At 43.5% G+C, this 24,133-nt stretch carries 17 protein-coding genes; 7 read left to right on the forward strand and 10 right to left on the reverse strand.

The window, feature by feature from the left end:
* The first annotated feature begins 776 nt into the window (after positions 1-776).
* The 3 genes from J5X94_RS09545 to epmA all read left to right on the forward strand — a co-directional run bounded on the left by J5X94_RS09545 (position 777) and on the right by epmA (position 4,240).
* The gene (locus J5X94_RS09545) at positions 777-1,898 is read left to right on the forward strand and encodes an AI-2E family transporter (RefSeq protein ID WP_210541092.1); all 1,122 of its coding nucleotides are present in this window, start codon (positions 777-779) and stop codon (positions 1,896-1,898) included.
* A gap of 68 nt (positions 1,899-1,966) precedes the next feature.
* On the forward strand, positions 1,967-3,145 hold the full coding sequence (locus J5X94_RS09550; protein ID WP_210541093.1) for a 4-phosphoerythronate dehydrogenase: 1,179 nt from the start codon (positions 1,967-1,969) through the stop codon (positions 3,143-3,145).
* A gap of 57 nt (positions 3,146-3,202) precedes the next feature.
* A complete protein-coding gene (gene epmA / locus J5X94_RS09555; RefSeq protein ID WP_210541094.1) occupies positions 3,203-4,240 on the forward strand; it encodes an EF-P lysine aminoacylase EpmA in 1,038 nt (345 codons plus the stop codon).
* Between the two features lie 320 nt (positions 4,241-4,560).
* Here epmA and J5X94_RS09560 read toward each other — a convergent pair whose 3' ends face one another.
* From J5X94_RS09560 to J5X94_RS09585, 6 genes are all read right to left on the reverse strand, one after another.
* Positions 4,561-5,199 (reverse strand): NAD(P)H-binding protein, encoded by a 639-nt coding sequence (locus J5X94_RS09560; RefSeq protein ID WP_194620774.1) that lies wholly within the window; start codon positions 5,197-5,199, stop codon positions 4,561-4,563.
* Between the two features lie 189 nt (positions 5,200-5,388).
* Positions 5,389-5,838 carry a YaiI/YqxD family protein gene (locus J5X94_RS09565; protein ID WP_210541095.1) on the reverse strand — a complete coding sequence of 150 codons (450 nt, stop codon included), beginning with the start codon at positions 5,836-5,838 and terminating at the stop codon, positions 5,389-5,391.
* A complete protein-coding gene (locus J5X94_RS09570; RefSeq protein WP_210541096.1) occupies positions 5,838-7,214 on the reverse strand; it encodes a 5-(carboxyamino)imidazole ribonucleotide synthase in 1,377 nt (458 codons plus the stop codon). The genes J5X94_RS09565 and J5X94_RS09570 overlap by 1 nt, the downstream gene beginning before the upstream one ends.
* 485 nt (positions 7,215-7,699) lie before the next feature.
* Positions 7,700-8,260 carry a 5-(carboxyamino)imidazole ribonucleotide mutase gene (gene purE / locus J5X94_RS09575; RefSeq protein ID WP_210541097.1) on the reverse strand — a complete coding sequence of 187 codons (561 nt, stop codon included), beginning with the start codon at positions 8,258-8,260 and terminating at the stop codon, positions 7,700-7,702.
* A 99-nt stretch (positions 8,261-8,359) separates the two neighbouring features.
* A complete protein-coding gene (locus J5X94_RS09580; protein WP_210541098.1) occupies positions 8,360-9,325 on the reverse strand; it encodes a metallophosphoesterase in 966 nt (321 codons plus the stop codon).
* A 168-nt stretch (positions 9,326-9,493) separates the two neighbouring features.
* Complete coding sequence (locus tag J5X94_RS09585) at positions 9,494-10,102, reverse strand: rhomboid family intramembrane serine protease (RefSeq protein WP_210541099.1); 609 nt, start codon at positions 10,100-10,102, stop codon at positions 9,494-9,496.
* A gap of 756 nt (positions 10,103-10,858) precedes the next feature.
* Between J5X94_RS09585 and J5X94_RS09590 the strand changes: the two genes are divergently transcribed.
* Both J5X94_RS09590 and J5X94_RS09595 read left to right on the forward strand, forming a co-directional pair.
* Positions 10,859-12,529: a hypothetical protein gene (locus J5X94_RS09590; protein WP_210541100.1), complete on the forward strand. Its 1,671-nt coding sequence runs from the start codon at positions 10,859-10,861 to the stop codon at positions 12,527-12,529.
* Between the two features lie 540 nt (positions 12,530-13,069).
* On the forward strand, positions 13,070-14,668 hold the full coding sequence (locus J5X94_RS09595; protein WP_210541101.1) for an OmpA family protein: 1,599 nt from the start codon (positions 13,070-13,072) through the stop codon (positions 14,666-14,668).
* A 108-nt stretch (positions 14,669-14,776) separates the two neighbouring features.
* On the opposite strand, the gene nagZ is transcribed toward J5X94_RS09595, so the two are convergent.
* Positions 14,777-15,859 (reverse strand): beta-N-acetylhexosaminidase, encoded by a 1,083-nt coding sequence (nagZ, locus tag J5X94_RS09600; RefSeq protein WP_210541102.1) that lies wholly within the window; start codon positions 15,857-15,859, stop codon positions 14,777-14,779.
* Between the two features lie 554 nt (positions 15,860-16,413).
* Between nagZ and J5X94_RS09605 the strand changes: the two genes are divergently transcribed.
* The gene (locus J5X94_RS09605) at positions 16,414-18,624 is read left to right on the forward strand and encodes a carboxy terminal-processing peptidase (RefSeq protein ID WP_201592677.1); all 2,211 of its coding nucleotides are present in this window, start codon (positions 16,414-16,416) and stop codon (positions 18,622-18,624) included.
* Between the two features lie 484 nt (positions 18,625-19,108).
* Here J5X94_RS09605 and J5X94_RS09610 read toward each other — a convergent pair whose 3' ends face one another.
* Positions 19,109-19,594 (reverse strand): FKBP-type peptidyl-prolyl cis-trans isomerase, encoded by a 486-nt coding sequence (locus J5X94_RS09610; RefSeq protein ID WP_010201899.1) that lies wholly within the window; start codon positions 19,592-19,594, stop codon positions 19,109-19,111.
* A 326-nt stretch (positions 19,595-19,920) separates the two neighbouring features.
* Between J5X94_RS09610 and J5X94_RS09615 the strand changes: the two genes are divergently transcribed.
* The gene (locus J5X94_RS09615; RefSeq protein ID WP_210541103.1) at positions 19,921-21,960 is read left to right on the forward strand and encodes a M61 family metallopeptidase; all 2,040 of its coding nucleotides are present in this window, start codon (positions 19,921-19,923) and stop codon (positions 21,958-21,960) included.
* Positions 21,961-22,084: 124 nt separating this feature from the next.
* Here the strand turns inward: J5X94_RS09615 and J5X94_RS09620 are convergent, their stop codons facing one another.
* Complete coding sequence (locus tag J5X94_RS09620; RefSeq protein WP_210541104.1) at positions 22,085-22,903, reverse strand: DUF305 domain-containing protein; 819 nt, start codon at positions 22,901-22,903, stop codon at positions 22,085-22,087.
* A 357-nt stretch (positions 22,904-23,260) separates the two neighbouring features.
* Entirely contained in the window at positions 23,261-23,875 is a 615-nt protein-coding gene (locus tag J5X94_RS09625) for a pseudouridine synthase (RefSeq protein ID WP_210541105.1), read from the reverse strand.
* Between the last annotated feature and the right edge of the window lie 258 nt (positions 23,876-24,133).

Genomic DNA, 24,133 nt, shown 5'->3' on the forward strand with positions numbered 1-24,133 from the left:
TAAAATAAAAATTAATCCGAAATTACATCAAAGCATTGCGCGTCAGTCATGGTTTTTTTTACATTGTTTTTAACCGTGAGTTCGTATATCGAACTCGCATGATGCGTACAACGCTTGTATAAGCATCAATGTAATGCTTATATAGCAGACCCAAATTATGCTGCACTACTCTAAAAAACTAGACATTAACAGCGTTTAGAGAGGAAGAATAAAGAAGGGTTATGATAAAGGATGCGCTCTAATAATGACGAAAATAAATAAGGTCAAATTGAAGTAGCGACACTTAAAATTTCAAAACAATTATTCTAGTATAACATCAATTGTTGATACTAATAGAACGCGCCAGTGATTTACCTTACTAGATAGTGACTCATAAAGTGACAGCAAATAGTACTCAATGGTTATTGTTTTTCGGTATTCATTCTATGTATGATGGTTTGGTTAACAACGTAACGGTCCAGTGAAGTTAGCCCAAAAAAATTGTAAGGAAAGATTACAACATAGGGTTATTTATTTGACCTACTTTGTTGCATAATACCTGTCGGTAGGTAGTCTGCTTCTTGTCCTGTTTTCTAAGACATTATTGACATCAACTGTGTTACGGTTGACGTGAGGCAAGTTTACTTGTAGCCAATATTGACCTGTATATTTATAGCCAACCACCCTCGCTAATGGATACCCTCTACGGAAATTGTCCGTAGATTGCTGTTCACCTATTTATAAACTTTGCAGCAATGCCGTATGAGGTTTTGCTGTCCGCTTTTGGTTTATACACTATGATAGAAAACTGGACAAAAGAATTTATTATTCAGCGCTTATTGGCCATTACTTTATTGGTTGTGCTGTTTATATTATGTTTTCAAGTGGTACAGTTTTTTATTGTACCGGCACTATGGGCGGCGATTTTAGCGTACGTTACTTTTCCTATTTATAACTTTTTTCACCAACGCGTAAAGTTCAGCTCAAACGTTAGCGCCGCTATTATGACCGTGAACATCTCTCTTATGATCGGCGTGCCGCTCGTGGTTGGTATCTTTATTTTGCAGCAGGAAGCCTTAAGTATCATCAGCAACTTAATCTATCGTATTAAAGTAGGTTATTTGGACGTGCCTGATTCTGTCAAAGATTTACCGATTATCGGTCAACAAGTCAAAGATGTGCTGTGGCGCATCAATAAGAACCCTGAAGGGACGCTAGAAGCGTTTCGTATTTGGGTACAGTCCCATTTATATTATGGCAAAATCGCCTTTGATGTGGTGTTCAGTAGTCTTGCCAAGCTTGGTATGGCGCTGATGACCCTGTTCTTCTTTTATCGTGATGGCACAAGCTTGGTTCGCCAAATTCGTCAAGCCTTACGTAACATCATTGGCAATCGTATCGATGGTTATATTGACTCTGTGGGTACGACCACTCGCGCTGTAGTATATGGTATTGGGCTGACCGCATTGGCACAGGCGATACTTGCTGGTATTGGTTATTATTTCTCTGGTGCGCCAAGTCCTATTTTACTGACAATTATCACTTTCATCATTGCCTTAATCCCGTTTGGTACGCCATTTGTGTGGGGCGGGGTGTCGATTTGGTTGTTAAGTCAGGGTCATACGGTAGAAGGTATTGGTTTGGCGTTGTGGGGCGTGTTGGTCATCAGCTGGGTCGACAACCTTATCCGTCCTATCGTGATTAGCGGTGCTACCAAGATTCCTTTCATCATTATTTTTATCGGGGTCTTGGGCGGTTTAACAGCTTTTGGTTTCGTTGGTCTGTTCATCGGTCCTGTGGTATTGGCTATCGGTCTTGCGGTATGGCGTGAGTGGATATCGCAACACAAAAATGAAATATTCGCCCCACAAGAAATCATGTTGAGCGATAAAAACACACAATCAGCGGTTGATGAGTAAAGTGAAAGCAGCTGAGTCATAAAGAGTAAAATACCGATCGATAAAGAGATTTAATAAGGCTTAACGCGATGACGGATACAGTAACAGGAATCACTATTTTGGCGGATAGTAATATCGCCAGCCTTGATGAGTTTTTTACTGCCACTATGCTTGGTCAGGCGACTGAGCAGACGGTAAATATTATCAAAGTAGCTGGACGTGATATCAATGCGCAATTGCTTGCCGAATTACAGCCAACTATATTGTTAATACGCTCTGTAACGTCAGTAAATGAAGCATTACTGGCGGATAATGAAAGTGTTGAGTTTGTTGGTTCCGCAACGATCGGTACCGATCATGTTGATCAAAATTATTTGGCTGCACGCAATATCACCTTTGCCAATGCTGCTGGCTGTAGCAAACATTCGGTCGCCCAATATGTACTGACGGCTATCTTAACGCTGCGTCCACAGTATTGGCAGCCATCAATGACGCTATCAATGACATCATCAATGCCACCATTAACCTTGGGCATCATTGGGCTTGGTAATATTGGCAGTACACTCGCTCAGTATGCGACTGCTTTGGGCTGGCAAGTACTGGGCTATGACCCATTATTACACCCTTCAGATACTAATAATGCCAGTTTTGAGCAAGTGCTTAGCCAAAGCGACGTTGTCAGTTTACATGTGCCACTCACGGACAAAAAGAGTACGGATAAAAAGGCTGCGGATGGACAAAGTTTTCAAAGCAGTAATGGCAGTGATTATCCAACGCGTCATTTAATCAATGCAGAGGCTCTAGCAATGATGTCGCCGCATACCATGCTCATTAATAGCGCGCGTGGGCCTGTTGTTAATGCGAGTGATTTAGAAGCAGGTATTGAGCGTAACGAGCGGCAAGTGGTGCTTGATGTGTTTGAGCACGAGCCAGAGATTTCTGAAGGCTTGTTGGCCAAATTGGCTATCGCCACGCCGCACATCGCTGGCTATACCGTAGAAGGGAAGCTGCGCGGCACGCAAATTATTTATGATGCGCTATGTGAAAAACTGGCGGTCGCACCTGCTCAATCTATGCAAAAACTGTTACCACTAAATATGTTTTTATGGTCTGAGTTGAAGGCGCATCCAGATAGATTGATTAAGTTCTATGACATTATACAAGATGATGCTTCTCTGCGGAGTCAGGCAGTTGATGGACAAGTTAGTGGTGCTGATTTTGATCAACTACGCCGTGATTATCATTTGCGCCGTGAATGGCAGTTTTAAAGCCAACACTCAGTTTACAAACTTACTTTTATTATTCATTAGCCACAGTAAATAGTCATGAATCAATCAATCAATTCTTCTGTTAAGCCGGACACTAAGCCCAGCTACGCACCCACCATGACGCTAGGTATGGCGCAGCAGCGTGCGCAATTCATGCAGGATATTCGTCAGTTTTTTGATAAGCGGCAAGTACTAGAAGTGCAAACACCGCTACTGTCGCAAGCTGGCAATACAGATAATTTTTTGCAGTCCGTCGCTGCGCAAGTTACCTATCAAGATCGACCTTGTACTTATTACCTGCATACGTCACCTGAATTTGCCATGAAGCGTTTACTGGCTAGCTGGCAAGTGCCTATTTATCAGATTTGTCCCGTTTTTCGAGATAATGAGATAGGTGTACGTCACAATATTGAATTCACTATGCTGGAATGGTATCAGCCGAATTATAGCTTAGCCGATATGGCGGCTGAGCTTGGCGAATTACTAGAAGCGCTCTATGGCTATCCGATTGTGATGAACCATTACCGCTATGTTGATGCCTTTATGGACTTCGTCGGCATACATCCGCTGACGGCTAGTCTAGCCGCGCTACAAGCAGTGGCAGAGGATAAAGGGTTGACCGGTTTTGATTTTAATAGTGTAGAAAGCAGCGCAACCAATAGTGAAGAAGATATTCGTCAAAGTTGGTTGGACCTATTGTTCAGCCATGCAGTCGAGCCAAACTTGGGTCACGATTTGCCGACTTTGATTATAGAATATCCACCAGCAACGGCAGCATTAGCAAAAACGGCTTTAGATAAAGACGGTAATAAGGTGGCTAAGCGCTTTGAGTTATATGTTAATGGTATTGAGATTGCCAATGCCTATGACGAGTTGGCAGATGGGCAGGCGTTAAGGGCACGCTTTGAGCAAGACAATCAATTGCGTCAGCGTCATAACCTGCCAGTCATGCCAATCGATGAGCACCTATTGGCAGCATCCGATGACTTGATACCCTGTAGCGGTATCGCCGTCGGTATCGATAGATTGCTCATGGTGATAACAGGGGCGAATAGCTTAGAGGACGTCATTCCGTTTCCGAGTGGTTTGGCGTAATATAGCCGACACTGTATAGTCAAGGAATGTTAGAATCGCTACAAGGCGACCGACCGCAGATAGTACACTGAGTACATCTAGGACGGGTAACACCGTAGCGGTTTAAAGGTGCTCTGACTATATATGTATCAATTAGATAAAGTGTTAGGCGTACCCAGTTTAAATAATCGTTTTCTTAGCTCATTTTAAATACCGTACAAAGCAAAAGGGTCACTTATCGATTGGCTGTTTGAACGCTCGCCAATAAATAAGTGACCCTTCTTTTAAGCTTTTTAAAAATCTAATATTGTTAGATTTTTATGAGCTATTATCAAATAAGCTTATACACTGGCTACAGCTTCATCGATTGCTGTCTCACCGTTATGCATACCAAAGACTTTTTTGGTTGTATTGCTCGCGTTTAATACAGCCACTAAAGTAGCGGCAACGTCTGCAATCGAATTTTCACCAGAGTTATTGTCATTGACGATAATTTTGCCAGTCGCTTCGCGTTCTTTTAGCGCCGCTGCTTGTACGATAGTGTAGTCAAGGCTGCTGTTATTTACCAACCACTGATCGGCATAGTGCTTAGAGATGTAATAGCCTTTTAAGTCGCCAAGTCCTAGCTCGTCCCATTTTTTAGTGTCTAATGAGAACACTGTACTGAGCATGATGTAGCGTTTGATACCTTTGTCCTGTACCGCTTGCATGGTTTTGATCGCACCATGTAAATCGACTTCTAAGATATCTTTACCACCAGAACCAGCTACAAAATAAACCGCATCGATATCTTGATCGATTTGCTTCTGAATCGCGTCTTTTTGAGCCGTAATGTCTAAATCCAACTGGCTATAATTGTCATCATTGAACAATTTTTCTTGTTGACGGGTCGTGCCTACCACTTGATGATTATCAGCCAATAATTGCTTGACCAAATCTGTTCCTACTCGACCGCTTGCGCCAATTACTAAAATTTTCATAGTCATTCCTATTCTTATGTACGTTACTGTTGTTGTAAAAACTGAATGTAGCGTAACAAGAATGGTTGGCACACTTCGTTATGAAGCGTGCCGATTGCATAGTGTTTGGTTATGATTGTATACGGTTTGCAAAGAGCACAGGCTATGAGAGATTTAGAGTGAGTGGAAGGGAAATAGCATTATTAAAAATCAACGTACCAAACGATTTAGACCATCGGCGAAGGCTTTTTTATCACGGTCGCTGTATGGTTTTTGTCCGCTCATCTCTTGTAGCTCTAGCACACCAGTACCGCGCATGGTATCCATAAAATCGCGCATATTGAGCTTTTGCTTGATATTGTTTTTGTCATAGACCATACCGCGTGTGGTCAGTACCATGCCACCTTTGTCCAAAATGTCATTGGCCAAAGGAATATCACTGGTAATCGCAAGATCGCCTGGCTGTATTTGTTCTACGATATAGTCATCCGCTTTATCAAATCCTGATGGCACTACCGTCATGATGAGCAACGGAGACTTACGCAGCTTAATTGGCTGATTGGCGACAAAAATAGCCATTGTCTGCGTCCGCTCAGCCGTTTTGATAATCAAATCTTTGGCAATTAATGGCACCGAATCAGCATCCACCCAAATTTGCATTATTTTTTAGCCTTCTCTGTTTTTGATTTAGCCTCTATAACTGGCTTGGTTTGGCTGTCTTTAATAGCGTTATCATTTTTAACCGTGTCGTTACTGTCTTTAGACGTTCTATCAGCTGCTATAACCGCCGAATGATCTGTCGCTTTTGGCTGATTATTGATGACACCAGAGGCTAATTTTTTATCAAGACCAACTTTATTGGGAAGTACCGCGACGAGTTTGGCCAAGGCAGGCTCTAAATCGGCAACATCATTGGGCATCAATGTGATGTGTGCAATTTTTCGATCCTCGCGTTCAGCCTTATGATAACTATGATAATGTGCGCCATCGATAGCTAGCACGGCGCTGATATCAGGATATTGCCCTAAGACGTTGAGCATAATAGCTGGATGAACATTGTCTGTATCGCCCAGTGGTAAATTGACGACAGCACGGATATGGTTTTCAAATTGACTGGTAACAGCGCCTTCAATACTCCAGTGTCCAGAATTGTGTACACGAGGCGCAATCTCATTGGCGAGTACAGCATCATTGCCACGCGCGTCTTTGGTGACGAATAGCTCAAGCGCCATAACACCCACATAACCCAAATGATTCATGACCGTGGTAATCGCATCGGTCGCTTGCTTAAATAAATGGCTAGTCCCAACGGCAGGTGCTTGGGTCTTGGCCAAAACACCATGATGATGATGGTTTTCAACCAAATCATAACAGCGTACCTGACCGTTCTGTCCTCGTGCCGCGATAATAGAGACCTCACGGCTAAAATGAATAAAACCTTCTGCAATCAACGGCGCGGGCGTTGGCGTCAGCTCACCTTTACCACTGACAGCGTCTTTGAGGTCTTGCCAGGCGGCTTTGATATCGCTGTCTTGCTTAATGACAAATTGACCTTTGCCATCATAACCGCCGCGGCTGGTCTTGAGGACGATGGGCAGTCCAAGCTCACTACAAGCTTGCTGTAGCTCGGCTTCAGAGTTGACTGCTTTAAAAGGGACGGTGGCGATATCAAGGGCATTAAACATCTGCTTTTCTTTTAAGCGATCTTGGGCGATATCAAGGGCAATCGGTGGCGGAAACATACCTTGCTTGCTACCAGATGTTGATAAATTGGCCAGTTGTTCAACCGTCGCCGTCGGTGTGTTTTCAAACTCCAATGTAAATACATCGGCCGCGGCAATAAAGGCTTCTAATTGCTCGCTATGAAAGACGCGCCCGTAAAGGCTGGCAGGGCAGTCGGCATTGTCTTCTAAAAACACACACTGATAGCCTAGAGGCATGGCCGCTTCGGCAAGCATCATGCCAAGCTGACCACCGCCTAAAATACCGATAGTACGAATGGTTTGGGTAACAGGATAAGCGTTCGCTGTGGTCATGGCAGGCTCTTTGAATTAAAAATGAATAAAGGGTATTCGGTTTAGGGTCTGTTGAACATTCAAATATTAGGACTGCTGATCGCTAAAATTGCACCAAACGTTTTATCAAATCAGGCGTAAACCGACGATAATGTCGAGACCTTAGCTAGGTTTACAACAACGTTTGGGGTGATTTTAGCATCAGCCTTTCAGGGCAGGGCTATTTTTTGCCAATACATGGCGAAATTGTCTAACCTAGAATGACTAGGCGTCAAAAATTTCACTGCGTATTGTCTAAAAAATAGCCACTACCAGTTCCACATTTGAATGTTCAACAGACCCTATTTAGATCTGAAATCTAATCTATTAAAATAGGAAAAGGTGCACTGTATGCACCTTGTATTTAGTAGAACTCATCTAAGCATAAATATCAAGTTTAGAACATTTATAATCAGATAATGGGTCTTCGTGTTTTTTAGAAACTATCATCAACTCAGTTGTACTTTTTAACTGTTGATAATGCCCGGTGTTGGGCTGGCAAGGATGGTTTCGGTTTGTGTTTGGCGTAGAGTATCCAGCTTAGTAGCGATTGCGTCGTCATGCAAGGCCAAGATTTGAATCGCCAGCAGTGCTGCATTATAAGCGCCTGCCGCCCCAATTGCTAACGTACCAACCGCAACACCTTTTGGCATTTGTACGATAGATAATAAGCTGTCCCAACCACTGAGCATCGAGGATTTTACAGGGACACCAAATACTGGTAGCGGCGTTTGACTGGCACACATACCCGGCAAGTGAGCAGCGCCACCAGCCCCAGCGATAATAACTTGTAAACCATTACCTTTAGCATTTTTGGCATAGTCAAATAATCTATCAGGCGTACGGTGTGCTGATACCACTTCACAATCAAAAGCAATATCAAAGTCTGCAAGCAATTGTGCAGCGGCATTCATGGTTGCCCAATCAGACTGCGAGCCCATGATAATGCCAACTTTGGGCTGACCAGCAGGAGAGGCGATTGGACTGTTTTGCTCAACAGAGTTAACACTAGCTGATTGGGTACTCATGCTTTGATATCCTCAAAACGACCATCATACAAAAGTTTTGCCGCCTTCGTAAAGCCAAGTTTACCGTTTAATGCTAAAGCAAGTGAAATGGTATTTCGATTATGACTGTATCACTGGGTCTTTGTCATGGCGATATTGCACAAAATTGCTGGCTTTGAGTGGCAAAGGCTGCTCGGTATCGAGCTGATAGCCCGTTAGATAACCACTATCTACCGCTGCCGAATAATCAGTACAAGCAACTTGTGGACTCAATGGTTCAGGTGTCCCAGTTAGCCAATAATGACCGACGAATACGGGTTTATCGGTTTTGAGCGCAAAATTGATATTTTCTGCCAAAGCATCTACTGGAATTTGTGCCAATGCGGAGGAGGGGGCACGTGCAACATCATATAGCGTACGCTCGTTAAGACCTTCAAGCCACCAACGTACCCGCACTCGTGTGCGCTCGGTACCTTCTTTATCAACCATCACCATGCCATCAGGTAGCGGTGTCTCTACGCCTTTTAATACTCTCTCTAATGCTTCAAAATTCTCGCTATGCTCTTGGGCAGTTACGACAAGTCCTTTGGGTGTTAAGCAGTTATCAGCAGTCAATAAGGGTGCTAATATCGCCATGCTGTCCACATCCCAACAGGCATGCACAAAGCAAGCATAGTCAGTTTCAAGCCATAAGGGAATTTCATATAACCGCTCCAGCCAATAGTGATGATTTTCTGAGCCAAAAGGCACTTCTGCGAGAAAAGCCTCGTGTTGGCGCGTATGTGTCTCATTGTGTGAGCGTAAGTATTCCTGAGGATTGTTAGGGTCGAGCGTCGCAAAGGCTAAAGCATTGTATTCATGATTGCCCATTACTGCATCGGCAACATCCGCATCCAGCATGGCAAAAACAATTTCTAACGTGGTCAATTGCTGCGACCCACGGTCGATCAAATCACCGATAAATAATGCCCGATGACCTGCTGGCGGCACGAAGTACAGTCCGTTATGGCGATAGCCTAGCTGGGTAAGCAGACCCACTAGCTTGTCTGCATAACCGTGAATATCACCGATAATATCTATAATCATAAGTCACTGTCTAATCTTAAAGTATAAAATTGCTCGACATGCCGAGCAACGCGACGAAATTAAAAAGGAGTTAAATTTTTTTAACTGGTTTAGATTTGAGCGTCACTTACTTAAGCCACTTAAACAAGTGACGCTTCTTTCTTAAAACAGACCTCTAAAAATCATACTTTAAAGGCTTGGCGATAATAACGCATTTAAAAAATGTGGGAGCACTTGTGGCTCCAGAATAATAGTGGCGATTATGCCAAACGCGCCGCCCCACAGATGCGCCATGTGATTGATGTTCGAGCCACCGCGTTTATCCGCGTAGATGCTATAAGCCACGTAAGCGACAGCAAATAATATCGCTGGGATAGGAACGACTGCAAATAAATAGATTTTTTCCCAAGGTGCCAGCAAGATAAAGGCAAATAATACCGCTGATACACCGCCTGATGCGCCAAGGCTGAGATAGCTAGCATTGTTTTTATTTTTAATATAACTTGGAATCATCGCGATAATGATAGCCAACACATAAAACACCACGAAACCATAACCGAATAAAAATGATTGATATAACCCTTCGATAGCACGACCGAAAAAATACAAGGTAAACATATTAAACAGTAAGTGCATACTGTCAGCATGAATAAAACCATGGGTCACAAAACGATCCCATTGACCATTATTTACCGCGGGTGGATAAAAAATGAGTCGATTGAATAGTGTCTTGTTTTGCCAAGCCAACAAACTGATAATAACAGTGATAATGATGATAAGGGTCGTATGGTTAAGCAAAGGGTAATCCTTAGGCCGAGCCTAGTGTGTGATTGTGGTATATACAACAGGGTGAACCGCCTAAATGCGATGGCTAAATAAACACTGGGTAAGACAATCAATAATAAGTAGTGATATGACAGTGCCCATAATGATTGCTGATCATCGATTCAGCAACGATCAGGGTAAGTCAAAAACCCATTATGTAGAGAACTGTGCTTTAATAATCATTTATTATTAATAGGGCCTGTTGACCATTCAAATATTAGGACTGCTGATTTTAGCATCAGCCCCAAGTATACAAGCAGGGGCAGGGCTATTTTTTGCCAATACATGGCGAAATTGTCTAACCTAGAATGACTAGGCGTCAAAAATTTCACTGCGTATTGTCTAAAAAATAGCCACCGCCAGTGCCACATTTTAATGTTCAACAGACCCTAATATAACAGTGTATAAAAGAGAGTAAGTAATGCTTCGTATACTGACCGTAACGTTAATGCTAAATGTATTTGTAGCAAGCAGTCTACAGCGCCTTAAAAATAAACTTAAGTCTATATATATATTTAAGATAAGATAAAGTCGTTCATATGAGCGACGCATAGCGACAACTACCAACAGCACAGCCGTTTCACAGGGCGCAACTTATAAAGTATAGGCATTTAAAGTACAGACATTTAAAGTACAGACATTTAAAGTACAGGCATTAAGCAAAGCAGATAAAAAACGATTTACTTCATTTATATATTTAAACATTAAAGCCGGTAGAGGCCGTCAGTTATGAGTATTATTGAGCAACTAGAACAACATGTCACGCCAGCTGTGTTGGGTGATAATAGCAGCGTCGCCCATATCTGCCTCCTCGAGCAGTTCTATGCGATTTTGGTAGCCCGCTTGGCTTTGCCAGAAGTTTATTCGCAGTTGCTAAGGTCGGATCAAGTCGTAGTTGCTGATAGCGTGCCAGAAACCCCTCTCTTTGAGCAGCTATGGCAAGCCCCAAATATGCGGCAAACTCTAGTGCAGGAACTTGCCGCCACACATCATATCGATGAGCTTGCTACCGTACAGTTACTTATAAATGCTGCGCCACTGGCCTACCGTGAGCTAAAAGTACTAGCGAATGGACAGTTTTTGCCTGCGTTTTTGCAAAGAGAACAATCGGCGTTGCGCCAGTATTTACCCACATGGTCAGCACCTTTTATCACGGCCTCCCAAAGTATTCATCAACCATCCGGTGCACCGAGTGTCAGAGCGGATGCTACTATAGCAGCTGTGCCAGATATGCCAAAGGACAAAGTCAGCGCTTCTGATACAACCGCGATAACGCCGTCGACAGCAGCTGCCATAGAGAATAGCAGTGTTCATCCAAATACTAGTGCGAATTTAAGTAAGCATCGCAATAGCAATTTAAACAATCTTACTGATGTTATGCATACCAGTCCTACTGACCATCATTTGGCAGAAAATGGCAGCATGAAGCGAGAGAAAGTCCGTACCCGTAATCAACGCAATGATTTATTGGTACGGGTATTTTTATTGATACTGGCAGTGGTAGCGATAGGCTTTGCGGCATGGGCACTGTTAATTAAGCCTAATGGTGCGACAACAGTAGAACCTGTGGCTACCGCCCCAGTCGTTGTTCCGCCTACCATTGAACCAGCAGCACAATTTTTAACACCAGTTGAGCTAATCGTTGGGGTAGATGACAGTGGTAGTCTATATACTTGTAGCGCAACGGTCGGGGATGAAGCGTTGCAAAGCATACTACAACAGGCACTCAATACAAGTTTCGGTGAGCAGGCAAGTATCTGTGAGTTGACCATACAGGTAGGCGTGGCCAGTAGTATGAATAGTATACCAGCAGAGGTGCTGCCCAATATCTTGACTATGTTGAGATCAACACCATTTGCTCGACTGCATTTACAAAATGAGCGAGTGACCTTGGAAGCGCCAGACAATATGCTCCTACAACGCTTGGTCACTGACATACGTACGTTAGCGCCAGCGCTGATGATTGACAGTGTAGCACCATTACCATTACCCAATAATAGTAACGGAGTAGGTGATATGACGGCTATGAATGGTCAGAATCCTCAGTTTGAATCCGATGCCAGCGCTGCAAACAATGCTTATAACAGTAACAGTAACAGTAACAGTAACGTTAATGGTAATAATTTTGCCGACAATGCAAACAATAATGGTGCTGGAGAGTATCAAGCAACAGATGACGATACTGGTGATAGTATGATGCCCGCACCAGCCCGCAATACACCAGTGCGTAGCAATAACGGCAATCTTACTAATGTGCCTAGCAATTTACCGAATAACTCCAATAGCCGTGCGCTTACAAACAATACAAATAGTAGACCATCAGGCCCTATCTCCTTGTCTGAAGTAGATAATATGGCCAGCAATGTTATTGTGGCTGAGCCCGCGCAAGTAAGAAACTGATTAGACCGACCATTGAGATGTAGTATGAGTCATATTACATCTCAATACTTTTATAAAAAGTGATGGCTAAAGGTGATGGTTATAAGCAATCAGATGAAGTCGTTTTATTGCTATAGTCGGTTCTGAATAAAATCGATACATTACCAGTTAGGTGCGACTGGTATAAATTTTCCTTGCTTGCTGCTATCACAGAGGCTACGAAAATTCATTCCAGTCACACTGTATTTGTTTCAAAGTGAATCTACTATATTAATTTATTGTTCAATAAGCAGTCCTGTTTCTACCGAAAGCACTATCGATATGTTAGGGATTTGTACTTTGTCGTCTTTCTAGTTACGCGTAACAACTGAAACATTACCTAACGTATCATTTGCACAACAACGTGTTGATTGTTAACACTTACTTAATACTTTTATAATAATGAAAATTGAATATTGCCAAGATGGTTTTAACGGTTACGGCTCTTATCTCTTAGCAAAATTTTTGAGTATTTTAATTATATAGATTGATACTAATAAGTATTAATAGGAGAGTTATATTATGGATGTTATCAGCCATTTGACGCGAACGGTAAGCCCCGCAGTATTGGGAGATGACCGTAGCCCAGCTAAGAAAAACTTGCTTGAGCAGTTTTATGCTATTTTTGCCGCTCGCTTGGCAGACAAAGATACTCATGATCGCTTTTCTAACGAGAATATCGCTCGTGATGATCATGGATTTCATGAGCGCGTATGGACGGACAGCACACACCGTGACCAAATAGCTCGTGAGCTTGCTGGCAAACACAATGTCGATGTCACTGCTTCTCGCGGTTTAATCGCGATGGCAGCACCACTTGCGTACCATGAAATAAAAAGCTTGGCAGGGACGACACCTGTGCCACAGTTTTTAAACGACAACTCGGCTAGCTACCAACATCATATTCCTGCTTGGGCGAGCACAGTTTTGCCAGCAGGTATGATTGCCGCTGCACCTGCAGGCGCACGAATGTCTGATACGGTCAGCACCGCACCCCTTCAGCGCGAAGAAGAAACAGAAGGCAGTTTTATGAAAGCGCTGCTGCCCATCATTGGTCTGATTATTTTAGGCGCTTTGGCTTGGGCATTGCTTAGAGGCTGCCAAGAAAATCCTGAGCCCGTTGCTACGCCTGCTGTTACCCAAGAGCAAGCCGCCGAAGGTAATGCAACAGCTGTTGCCGCTGATGTTGAGCCTGCGTCATTGCGTATCGCCACAGGTGAGAACGGTGAATTATATGCTTGCCGTATGAACGTTGGTAACGAGACGCTACAGACCAATGTCATGAATGCCTTGACCAGTGCATTTGGTGATGAAGCCAATAATTGCCGTGCCGATGTCGATGATAATTTTGCGATAGATATGCCTGCCGCCGCCCAGCTGGCTGCTATCTTGCCTATCGTCAAAAACGTACCGAATGCCAGTATGTTCATAAAAGGTGATACCATCACGGTCAATGCACCTGATGCGGCAACTTTAGACAAGCTGGTCGCTGATTTGCAAGCAGCAGCGCCTGCGATGATAGTAAAAGCCGAAGGTGCATTAGACGCACAAAGTGAGATTGACAACAGCTTAACTGCTGCCGACACCGCGATGAGCAACCTTGGTGAAAACCCTGATCCACGTGATGTGGCGCGCGCCTTGAGCTTGCAGGTTATTAACTTCGAAGTAGATGCAGCGTCTATTCCTGATGCCAACAAATCATTCCTTGACCGTGCCTCTAAGATAATCACTGAAGTACCGAATATGAATTTGATGATTATCGGTCATACTGATAGCCAAGCAGATGACGCTTACAACATGAAACTGTCTCGCGATCGTGCCGAATCTGTAAAAGAATACTTAGTGTTTCAAGGTATTGATGCAAGTAAACTAAGCACTAAAGGCATGGGTAAAACAGATCCTATCGCTGATAACTCGACGGAACAAGGTCGCTTTCGCAACCGCCGTATTGAGTTCGTGGTCAATGATGAGACCACCAGTGCAAATGATGGTATGATTATGAGCAGCGATGCGCTCGATCCTGACTTAAATCCATTAGACAGCAACAATGATGACCTATTGCCAGATAGTGATGATGCAAGTCGTGGTACAGCAGTAGATCCACAAGTGAATACTCAGTAGTCTTTAGTCGGTAATCTTTAAAAAATTATTGATAGTAAGAAAATAATTAATATAAAAAACCGCATCTGAAAAGGTGCGGTTTTTTATTTGCCAAAAAATGAGCGACTGTTATTTATAGACAGTGGGATCTTTTGATTCAGCAGTAGCAGTAGATGATTGCTCTGTTGACGTATTAAAAAAGGTCTGAGTCACGTTTTTCTTTGCTTGCTGCCAGTAGTCAAACTGCTGACAAGTAGCGTCAAGGTCACCTTGCCAAACGGGGATAGTGCCACACATGGTTTTGATGCGTTTTTGATTGGGATAGGGTAGGTTTTGCGCTGCTTTAGCTGCTTCATGGGCGGCAATTCTATCATTACATACCAAGGCAATGTCGCAACCAGCTTCAATTGCTGCTTTGACGCGCGCACTAATATCCCCAGCTGCTTGCGCGCCTGCCATAGATAAATCGTCAGAGAATAAAACCCCATCAAATTTAAGCGCATCACGGATGATGTCTTTGAGCCAAATTTTAGAGAATCCCGCTGGCTTATTATCCACTTGTGAAAAAATCACGTGCGCTGGCATCAGCGCATCAAGCCATGGCAGCGTTTGGGCAAACGGCTGCATATCGCTGTTCATAATCTCATCTAAACTACGGCTATCGATGGCTTCTGATACATGGGAATCAGGAGCGATGGCGCCGTGACCGGGGAAATGCTTCCCAGTGGTTGCCATACCAGCCGCTTTCATACCTTGCATAAACTGGGAAGCCAAAGCAGTAATGGCTTGCGGGTTTTGATGAAAGCTACGATCACCAATGACTTGGCTGATACCACCTCTGTCGAGTACAGGGGCAAAGCTCAGATCAATGCCCACGGCCAGCACTTCTGCTGCCATTAGATAGCCGCAATCGTAGGCACAGCTAAGCGCATGGCTGGGATCTTGATTAAATAAGTCACCCAGTTGCCCCATAGCTGGCAGTGGGCTAAACCCATCACGTAACCTTGCGACGCGTCCACCTTCTTGATCAACACCGATCAATATATCAGCATTGTGATAGCGTATATCGTCACACAGTGCGCGTACTTGTGCGGCATCTTTGACATTTCGCCCAAACAAGATGACCCCGCCAACTTGGGCTTGCTTGATTAAACTCACATCTTCAGCAGTCAGTGCGGTACTATCGATATCAATCATTAAGACGCCGTACATCGCGTAATCCTTATTATGTTATATCAGCAGTTGCATTTATATCAGATTCAAATGCAACCGACTGTTCAGTGTTATATTATGACAGCTATTATGAATTGAGTATAATCTGCTGGTCAAATCGGCCAAAAATAATGGCTATTAACTATCAAATAGCGATCAGTAGCCACGAGCAATAAATGTGATAGAAAGTTTGGTATGTACCGCGGTAAAGTGTAATATTGCTTATACAGATTGAGACAATGACGCATTTATGGTCATGCTAGTATTGAGTGATTTTTCGCAAGACGCGGGTCGTACTTTTCCAATAATTAATATCGCTAAAAAGCCAAGTAGTTAAAAGGCTGCGCCGTAAAAAAAACAACTAATACCATTCACAAAAATCAGAGTAGCAAGGAAAACGAGTGTAAGTGCTACGCATTGTAGACTAAACGAGTTTGACACCGCTAATCGTACTTTTTTGGTTTGGTATAAATTTGATGGATAGGGAATCACCAAGCAAATACTTTCGATGACAATTGATAATACTTTCAACTTAAAATAACTAGGTATATATGATGAAAAAACAACCAGCACAGTGGTTACTCAGTGCAGCGTCAGTGGGCATCGCCGGTCTTATTCTCACCCAAAGCTACGGCACTGCAGTGGCAGATACCAACACCGAAGGTTTCGTCCAAACACCTGAACAAAAAGTCACCACTCGTCAAGTAGCCGCCTTGCTGGATCGCAGCCATTATCTCAATCAGCCGCTTGATAGCAAAACAGGCAGCGAGATTCTGTCTATGTATATTGATAGCCTTGATCCAAACCATACCTTGTTTTTACAGTCTGACGTCGATGAGCTAAAGAAAAAATATGCCGCCGAGTTCGGTGATCGCCTCAAACGTGGTGATTTGTCTGCAGGGGTAGAGGTGTTTGAGCGCTATCGTAAACGCTCAAACGAATATTTTGCCATGGCAAGCAAAATGCTAAAGACTGATTTGGATTTAACCAGCAATGAGACTATCGTACTTGACCGTGAAAAGCTCGGTCACTTCAAGTCCAAAAAAGAGCAGCGTGATTACTGGGCGCGTCAGTTGAAGTTTCAGTTGATGAGTATCACGTTAGGTCAAGAAGACGAAAAAGCCAAAGAGCAAGTATTCTTGAACAATCCAGACATCACTCGTGGACAGGATTTAGTACGTAATGACGAGCGTACGCCCAGTGAGATTTTACTCAATCGTTTGTCACGTCAACAAGAGCAGTTCAAGCGTCTCAAAGATGATGAAATCATGGAGACAATCTTGAACACTGCCATGCTGACCTATGATCCGCATAGTAACTATTATGCACCGGTTCAAGCAAACGAATTACAAATCCAATCGAGTCTACAATTAGAAGGTATTGGCGTCTCTATCCGTCCTGATCGTAAAAACCCAGACTACACGCGTATTGTGACTCTGGTGGATGGTGGCCCAGCAGCCAAATCTGGTCAGATTAAACCCAATGATTTGATTGTCGGGATCGCCAAAGACGGCAAAAACATGATCGACGTGGTTGGTTGGTCGACACGTGAGATTGTCAGTCTTATTCGCGGTAAGCGCGGCACTTCGGTCACGCTCAAGTTACGTCAGGCTAGTGCCCCAGAAGCCAGCGCTCGTACCGTCACTGTGGTTCGGGATATCATTCAACAAGAAGAGTCAGGCGTGACCCAGCGCGTTGTAGAAGTACAGCGCCCTAATATCGATAAAACGCCAAAACGTATTGGTGTCCTTGAGATACCAAGCTTTTATTTGAACTATCGAGCGCGCCGTAACGGGGAAGATTATCGTAGCGTCAGTATCGATACCGAAAAAGCGCTCAAAGAATTAAATAAAGAAAATATCGATGGTCTCGTGGTCGATCTGCGTAATAACCCTGGTGGGTCATTAGACGAAGTGGCCAAAATGCTCGGCTTCTTTATCAAGAGTGGACCACTGGTGCAAATTCGTGACAATCGCGGCAATATTCAGGTGTACCGTGATGATGATGGTGGCGAACAACTCTATGATGGCAAGGTGGTCGTTATTACTAACCTAGCATCTGCCTCTGCTAGTGAAATTTTTGCTGCTGCTATCCAAGATTATGGCCGTGGCTTGGTAGTCGGTAGCACCACTACAGGTAAAGGCTCTGCTCAGATTCAACTGGACAATTTAGCGCTAGGTTCTGCGACTTTAACTCAGCGCAAGTTCTATCGCATCACCGGCGGTAGTACGCAAAATAAAGGCGTTGTTCCCGATGTCGAATTGGTCAATATCTATGATGATGCGACCTTTGGTGAGCGCGCGCAGAAAAAAGCACTGCCTTGGGATACCATCAAAACCGCACCTTATAAGCCTGAAGGCAAATTTACCAACGATACGTTAGCAACGCTGAATCAGCAGTCTACTATCCGTCAGCAAAAAGACCCACAATTTACTTACTTATCAACGTTGAACGATATTCGCAATATGGATGATGAGAAAAAACCTGTCAAGCTCGATATCAATAGCCGACGCGCCAAGATGCAGCTGATCGAAAAGCGTTCATTAGAGGCGGAGAATAAACGTCTCATCGCCACAGGTGAGCGTCCGTATGCCAATTGGAATACCTATCAAGCCGCGATGGATGCGAAGTTTGAAGAGCGTAGTCAAATGAAAGCCAATGAACGCCCAGAGCTACCTGAAGATGAAACTTTCATCAATGAAGCGGCTTATATTATGCTCAGCGCTGACTCAAAAAAAATGATCAGTCCTGAAGACAGTCTCTAGCAAGCGTATCACTGTGAGCTAGAAAAGCGGTCAAATAAAAATCCGTGTAAGCATAGGCTTACACGGATTGACGCTTAGACCTCTTACTAACTTATCATCAATCTGCGATTATAACTGTACGGCACGATTGAACGAAACGGTTCATTGATACTAGGGATTGGTATCTTAAAACCGCGTCAGGGATAGATGGTTTGCTGATTAAGGACAATAAGGCTGGATGCCTGCTAGTTATAAGATACTCCGGGATTAAGTATCATATAGCGTTAACATGGATGGTTGGTAATAAAAGCCGCATAGCGCTCGTCGTTACGCGGCTTTGTTACGTTTGGAAGAACGTGTTTTTCTATCAATAAGCCATAAAAATCAATAAGCCATAAAACACAAAAAAAGGTCAGTAGACGTATCTACTGACCTTTTAGAATAAACGACAAGCTTCATCTTACTTACTTGTCGTTTAAGCGTTTTACTAATGCTCTAATAGAGATTAGTGTTCAACGCCACCTGCGCCATGTACATGGCCGTGGCTTAGTTCGTCTTCAGTCGCTGCACGTACTTCTTGGATTTCAACATCAAAAGTCAAACGCTTACCAGCTAATGGATGGTTAGCATCAACAACTACTTCGTCATCATTCACTTCAGTAACCGTAACCAACATTACTTGGCCACCGGCTTCTGACTGAAACTGCATGCCAGGCTGGATGTCATCAACGCCTTGGAAGTTATCGCGTGGTACATGTTGTACGGCTTGTTCTTGATATTCGCCATAACCATCAGCAGGCTCAACGACAGCGTTAACTTTTTCGCCAGCAGATTTGCCTTCTAGTTGTTGTTCTAGGCCTGGGATGATGTTGCTGTGACCATGTAGATAAGCAAGTGGCTGACCTTCTGGTGATTGGTCAAGCACGTTGCCTTCGTCGTCTTTTAGCGTGTAATTGAATTTGACGGCGGTGTCTTTTGCGATAGTAGTCATAAATTATCCTAAATATATCTGTGTAAAAAATTAAATACGGTTGCAATAAACCTAAAAAAGCCAATCGGCAAGCCAGATAGCCACGTCATTAGTCAGTTATCATCAGTTTATTAAAGTAACTTTAGCAGTTAGCATCTTTAATTGCGATGGCCCACATAACTTTCAAGGGAAAAACCATAAAAAATGCCAATTAATGTCATAATTTATGAAAATAAGCGCTATTTTCTATGCTTTACCGTACAGCGGGTTGCTTGTAAAGGGTCTGCCAGTTGCATTTTCGGCTAAGGACTTCTACCATAACAATAAAAATAAGGATGAGAAAGACGATGAATTCATTGACCAATAACGCTAACGTGCCTACTTCTGACGCCAACACTGCTAATAATGAGTCAACAGAAATTGCCTCAATCAGTAAGTCTGCTCGACCTGTGCCTAATATTAGCTATCGATTCGATTTTGAGCGTTTTTTTGAGCATTTGGTTGATGTGTCGCTCACCTTTACTACAAACGTAGATGCTCCAAATCTTTGGTTGCCAGCATGGATACCAGGTAGCTATTTGATGCGCGAGTTTGCCCGAAACATTACTGCGGTACATTATCAAATTATGGACGACGATAATAAAAGTGCTGAGATACACCGCGCGATAAAAACAGACAAACACACTTGGCAGATGCCACAAGTCAAGGTGGCTCAGACAATAAATGTTCATTATGAAGTTTACTGCTATGATTTATCCGTGCGCACCGCTTATGTCGATCAGCAGCGTCTATACGGGAATTTCACCTCTTTAGCATTAGCAGTCGATGGGCAGGAGCAGACGCCTGTACAAGTCAGCTTAATAGTGCCAGCCGCATTTTTGGCGGATAAACAAGAAAGCCATGTGCTTTTAGCCTGTGGTTTAGACGCTACGCACCTGCGCCTTGATGGACAGCAAGCGGATGAGCAGAAAGAGGATGGACAATACAGTTACGAGCTACAAGCAAACAGCTATCACGAGCTGATTGATTATCCTTTTGAAATCGCTGAGCAGGATACATTTGATTTTATCGTCCAAGATCACGCGCATCAGACCTTACCTCACCGTTTTTATCTGTCGGGTAAGCATAATGCCAATATGGGCAGGCTACAGCAAGACGTTACCCAAATTTGTCAGACGTATCTAGATTGGCTGGGTGAGGCACCCTTTAATGATTATACTTTTATGACCTTTGCCAGTGGACAAGATTATGGTGGTCTCGAGCACATTAATTCGACCAGCCTGATTACGCCGCGTCGCGACTTGCCGAGTATTGACGAACCAAAAGTACCCAGCAGTGATTATCAGCGTTTTTTAGGCTTATGTAGTCATGAGTACTTTCATGCATGGTGGGTCAAAACCGTACGCCCCGATGTCATGTTAGAGGTAGATTTGCGCCGCGAAGCCTTTACACCGCTGCTTTGGGTATTTGAAGGTTTTACGTCTTATATCGATGACTTTATGTTGCAAGCATCAGGCGTGATCGATAAGCCAAGCTATCTCAAACTACTGGCTGAGCAAGTCAATCGCTATTATCAAACGCCTGGACGCGCCTATCAAAGTATCGCTGAGTCGAGTTTTGATGCGTGGATTAAGTTATATCGCAGTGATGAAAACACAGGTAATGCTGGGATCAGTTACTACAATAAAGGCGCATTGGTGGCGCTTTGTTTGGATTTAACCTTGCTCGAAAAGAGCAACGGTCGTTATCGTTTATTTGATGTGGTTAAGGCTTTTTATAGCCAAGCAACGCAGAATGACAACCGACGGATTGGTATCAGCAGTGCCGATATGGGTAAGGTTGTCGGGCAGTTTATGTCGCTTGCCGATTGGCAAGAGTTTGAGCGCCGCTATGTCAATGGCGTTGATGAGTTACCGATTGAAGCACTATTGACTGCAAATGGTATAAAAATGCGTACCAATACCAAGGAAACTGCTGACAAGTATGTACCTTGGGGTATGCGCTGTCATGAGACACCAGCTGGACTCAAGGTAAATCGCGTGACACGTGACAGTGTGGCTGCCAAAGCTGGTATTTCGGCGCATGATGTTATTGTCGCCATTGATGGTATCAAGGCAGACACTAAGCAGTTAGCGTCGCTTAGTACGGCAGAGCATGATGTGGAATGTTATCTGTTTCGTCGGGACGAGTTGATGTGCGTCAGCGTATTACCTAAAATAGCGCTTAGTAGTGGACAGCAGCAAGGCATGACTGAGAAAACCTTTCCGCATAAAGTAAGTTTACATTTGGCAAAGACAGATCCAGTGCCCGATGATAATAGTGACCATTTACCACTACCGGCGGGCTGGCAGACATGGCTTAATGTTATGGAGCGTCAGCAAGTATAGATATATCAAAAGTATAGCGGTATCAATTCGATAAAAACCCCTGCTAACCATTTATGATTAGCAGGGGTTTGACGTTATGGGTTTTACACTTATTGATATTGATTGACCGTATTTAGGTAGTGGGCTACTCAGCAGATTCTTTAGCATCTACTTCGTTTTCGACAGTTGCGTCATTACTAGTTGCGTCATTGTTGAGCTTATCGATTTTGTTAGCGGCAATCCAATTTTGCATCACTTGAATCTCAGGCTGCTGGGCGTCGATGATATCTTGAGCCAACTTGTGCATCTCTTCATCCGTACCATACTTGAGCTGTATCTTTGCCATGTCTACAGCGCCAATATGATGTGGCAACATACCGCGTGCAAAAGCCATATCAGGTAGCGGATCGGTAATAGCGAGCATCATGTCACCATGCATCCCGTCCATACTCTTGGCATAGGCTTGTTGCATGGCTTGGGTATTAGGCTTAGGTTTGGCAGCATCAGGATGGCCGGCAAGCCATTTATTCAGAATGTCTATCTCAGCTTGCTGCGCTACCGTAATTTTTTGCGCAAGTTCTCGCATGGCTGCGTCAGTACCATACTTCAGCTCGATTTTTGCCATGTCGATGGCGCCGCGATGATGCCCTAACATGCCTTTCGCAAAGGCGGTATCGGGATCGTTATATGCCATACCGATCATCATCTCATCATGCATTCCTGTCATCGACTTAGTGTAGTCTTTGAGAATGTCTGTCATTTGCTGCTCATCTGCCATTGCATCGCCACCTGCCATATTATGACTATCCATATTCTCTTGATCAGCCGTCATCTCAGTTGCTGGTGCCGCTACTTCTTCTGCGGGCATCACCTCACTATTCTCTGTTGCTGGCTGACAGGCGCTCAGAATAAAGGCAGCAGAAATGCTGGTGGCGAACAAGGCAAAACGACGAGAAGCAATCATGACATATCCTTATAGAGACAAGCTAAACAGTAAATAAACGCAAAATACGGCACTAATATGACAGTAAAGCAGTAAAGTGCTGAATCTTAACAGATAAACCTTACCAGTTCGAGACGCTATGTTTAACAGGTCGTAATATATTTGCTAGATTTTATTACTAATCTATATAAAACCACTAATCTACATAAAACAGGCATAGTCAGATTAATATAAAAGAGATACAGCGTGACTGGTATAAATTTTTTGTAGCAACTGCCAGTTCCACATTTGAATGTTCAACAGACCCTAGACGTTTTTCGATGTGTCTATGTTCTTATGTAAATTATCATCAGTCAATACGCCTGATGACAGAGCAAGTTAATTACTGACACCCAATTCCCTCAGTTTCGCACTATCTAAATGAATACGTACAAACTCACCAACCGCTAGTTCCCCCAATTCGAAGCCTGCGACTGACCAACGAATAAGACGCAGGCAAGGCAATCCAACGTGAGCCGTCATGCGTCTGACTTGGCGATTCTTTCCTTCATAAATCGTCAGCATCAACCATGATGTCGGTATGCTTTTACGCTCACGGATAGGTGGCTCACGTTGCCAGAGTGGCATAGGCAAATCCTCTTCACTAAGCTGTTTGATGTCGGCAGGTAGGGTTTTGCCATCTTTGAGAATGACGCCCTGTCCAAGCTTATCAAGTTGCTCAGCAGTAGGCATGCCTTCAACTTGCACTAAGTAAGTCTTACCTTGCTTACGTCCAGCATTGGCTTTTGGTGGATGGGTAATGGCTTTGTTAACCCTGCCATCATTCGTCAGAATCAGCAAGCCTTCAGACGTCGCATCCAGCCTACCAGCCACGCGCAAAGACTTGTCAGTAAAATACTCTGATAGGGTGGTGTGGTCGTTGTTGCTGTCATCACGGAACTGACTTTGCACATTGTAAGGCTTATTAAACAGAACGAGACTGGTGGTCGACATAAGGTAGCGTTTCCTAAATAAAGGTATTGATGAGTCATTGCGAAATATGAAAAGTAGTAGTCAAAAAAAAGGTATTCAACACGCCCTGATTGCAGATCAATTATAAGACGGTTGATGACTTAATTAACGGCATTTTAATGAAAACGAAACACATAAAAAATAATGTATTAACTTGTCATAAGTAGGCTGTAGATATGAAAATTTATATTCAATATAAAACCATGTTATTATAGTGGTATTTATAACATTGATATCTGT

The sequence above is a fragment of the Psychrobacter sp. K31L genome (assembly GCF_017942195.1).
Classification (GTDB): Bacteria; Pseudomonadota; Gammaproteobacteria; order Pseudomonadales; family Moraxellaceae; genus Psychrobacter; species Psychrobacter glaciei.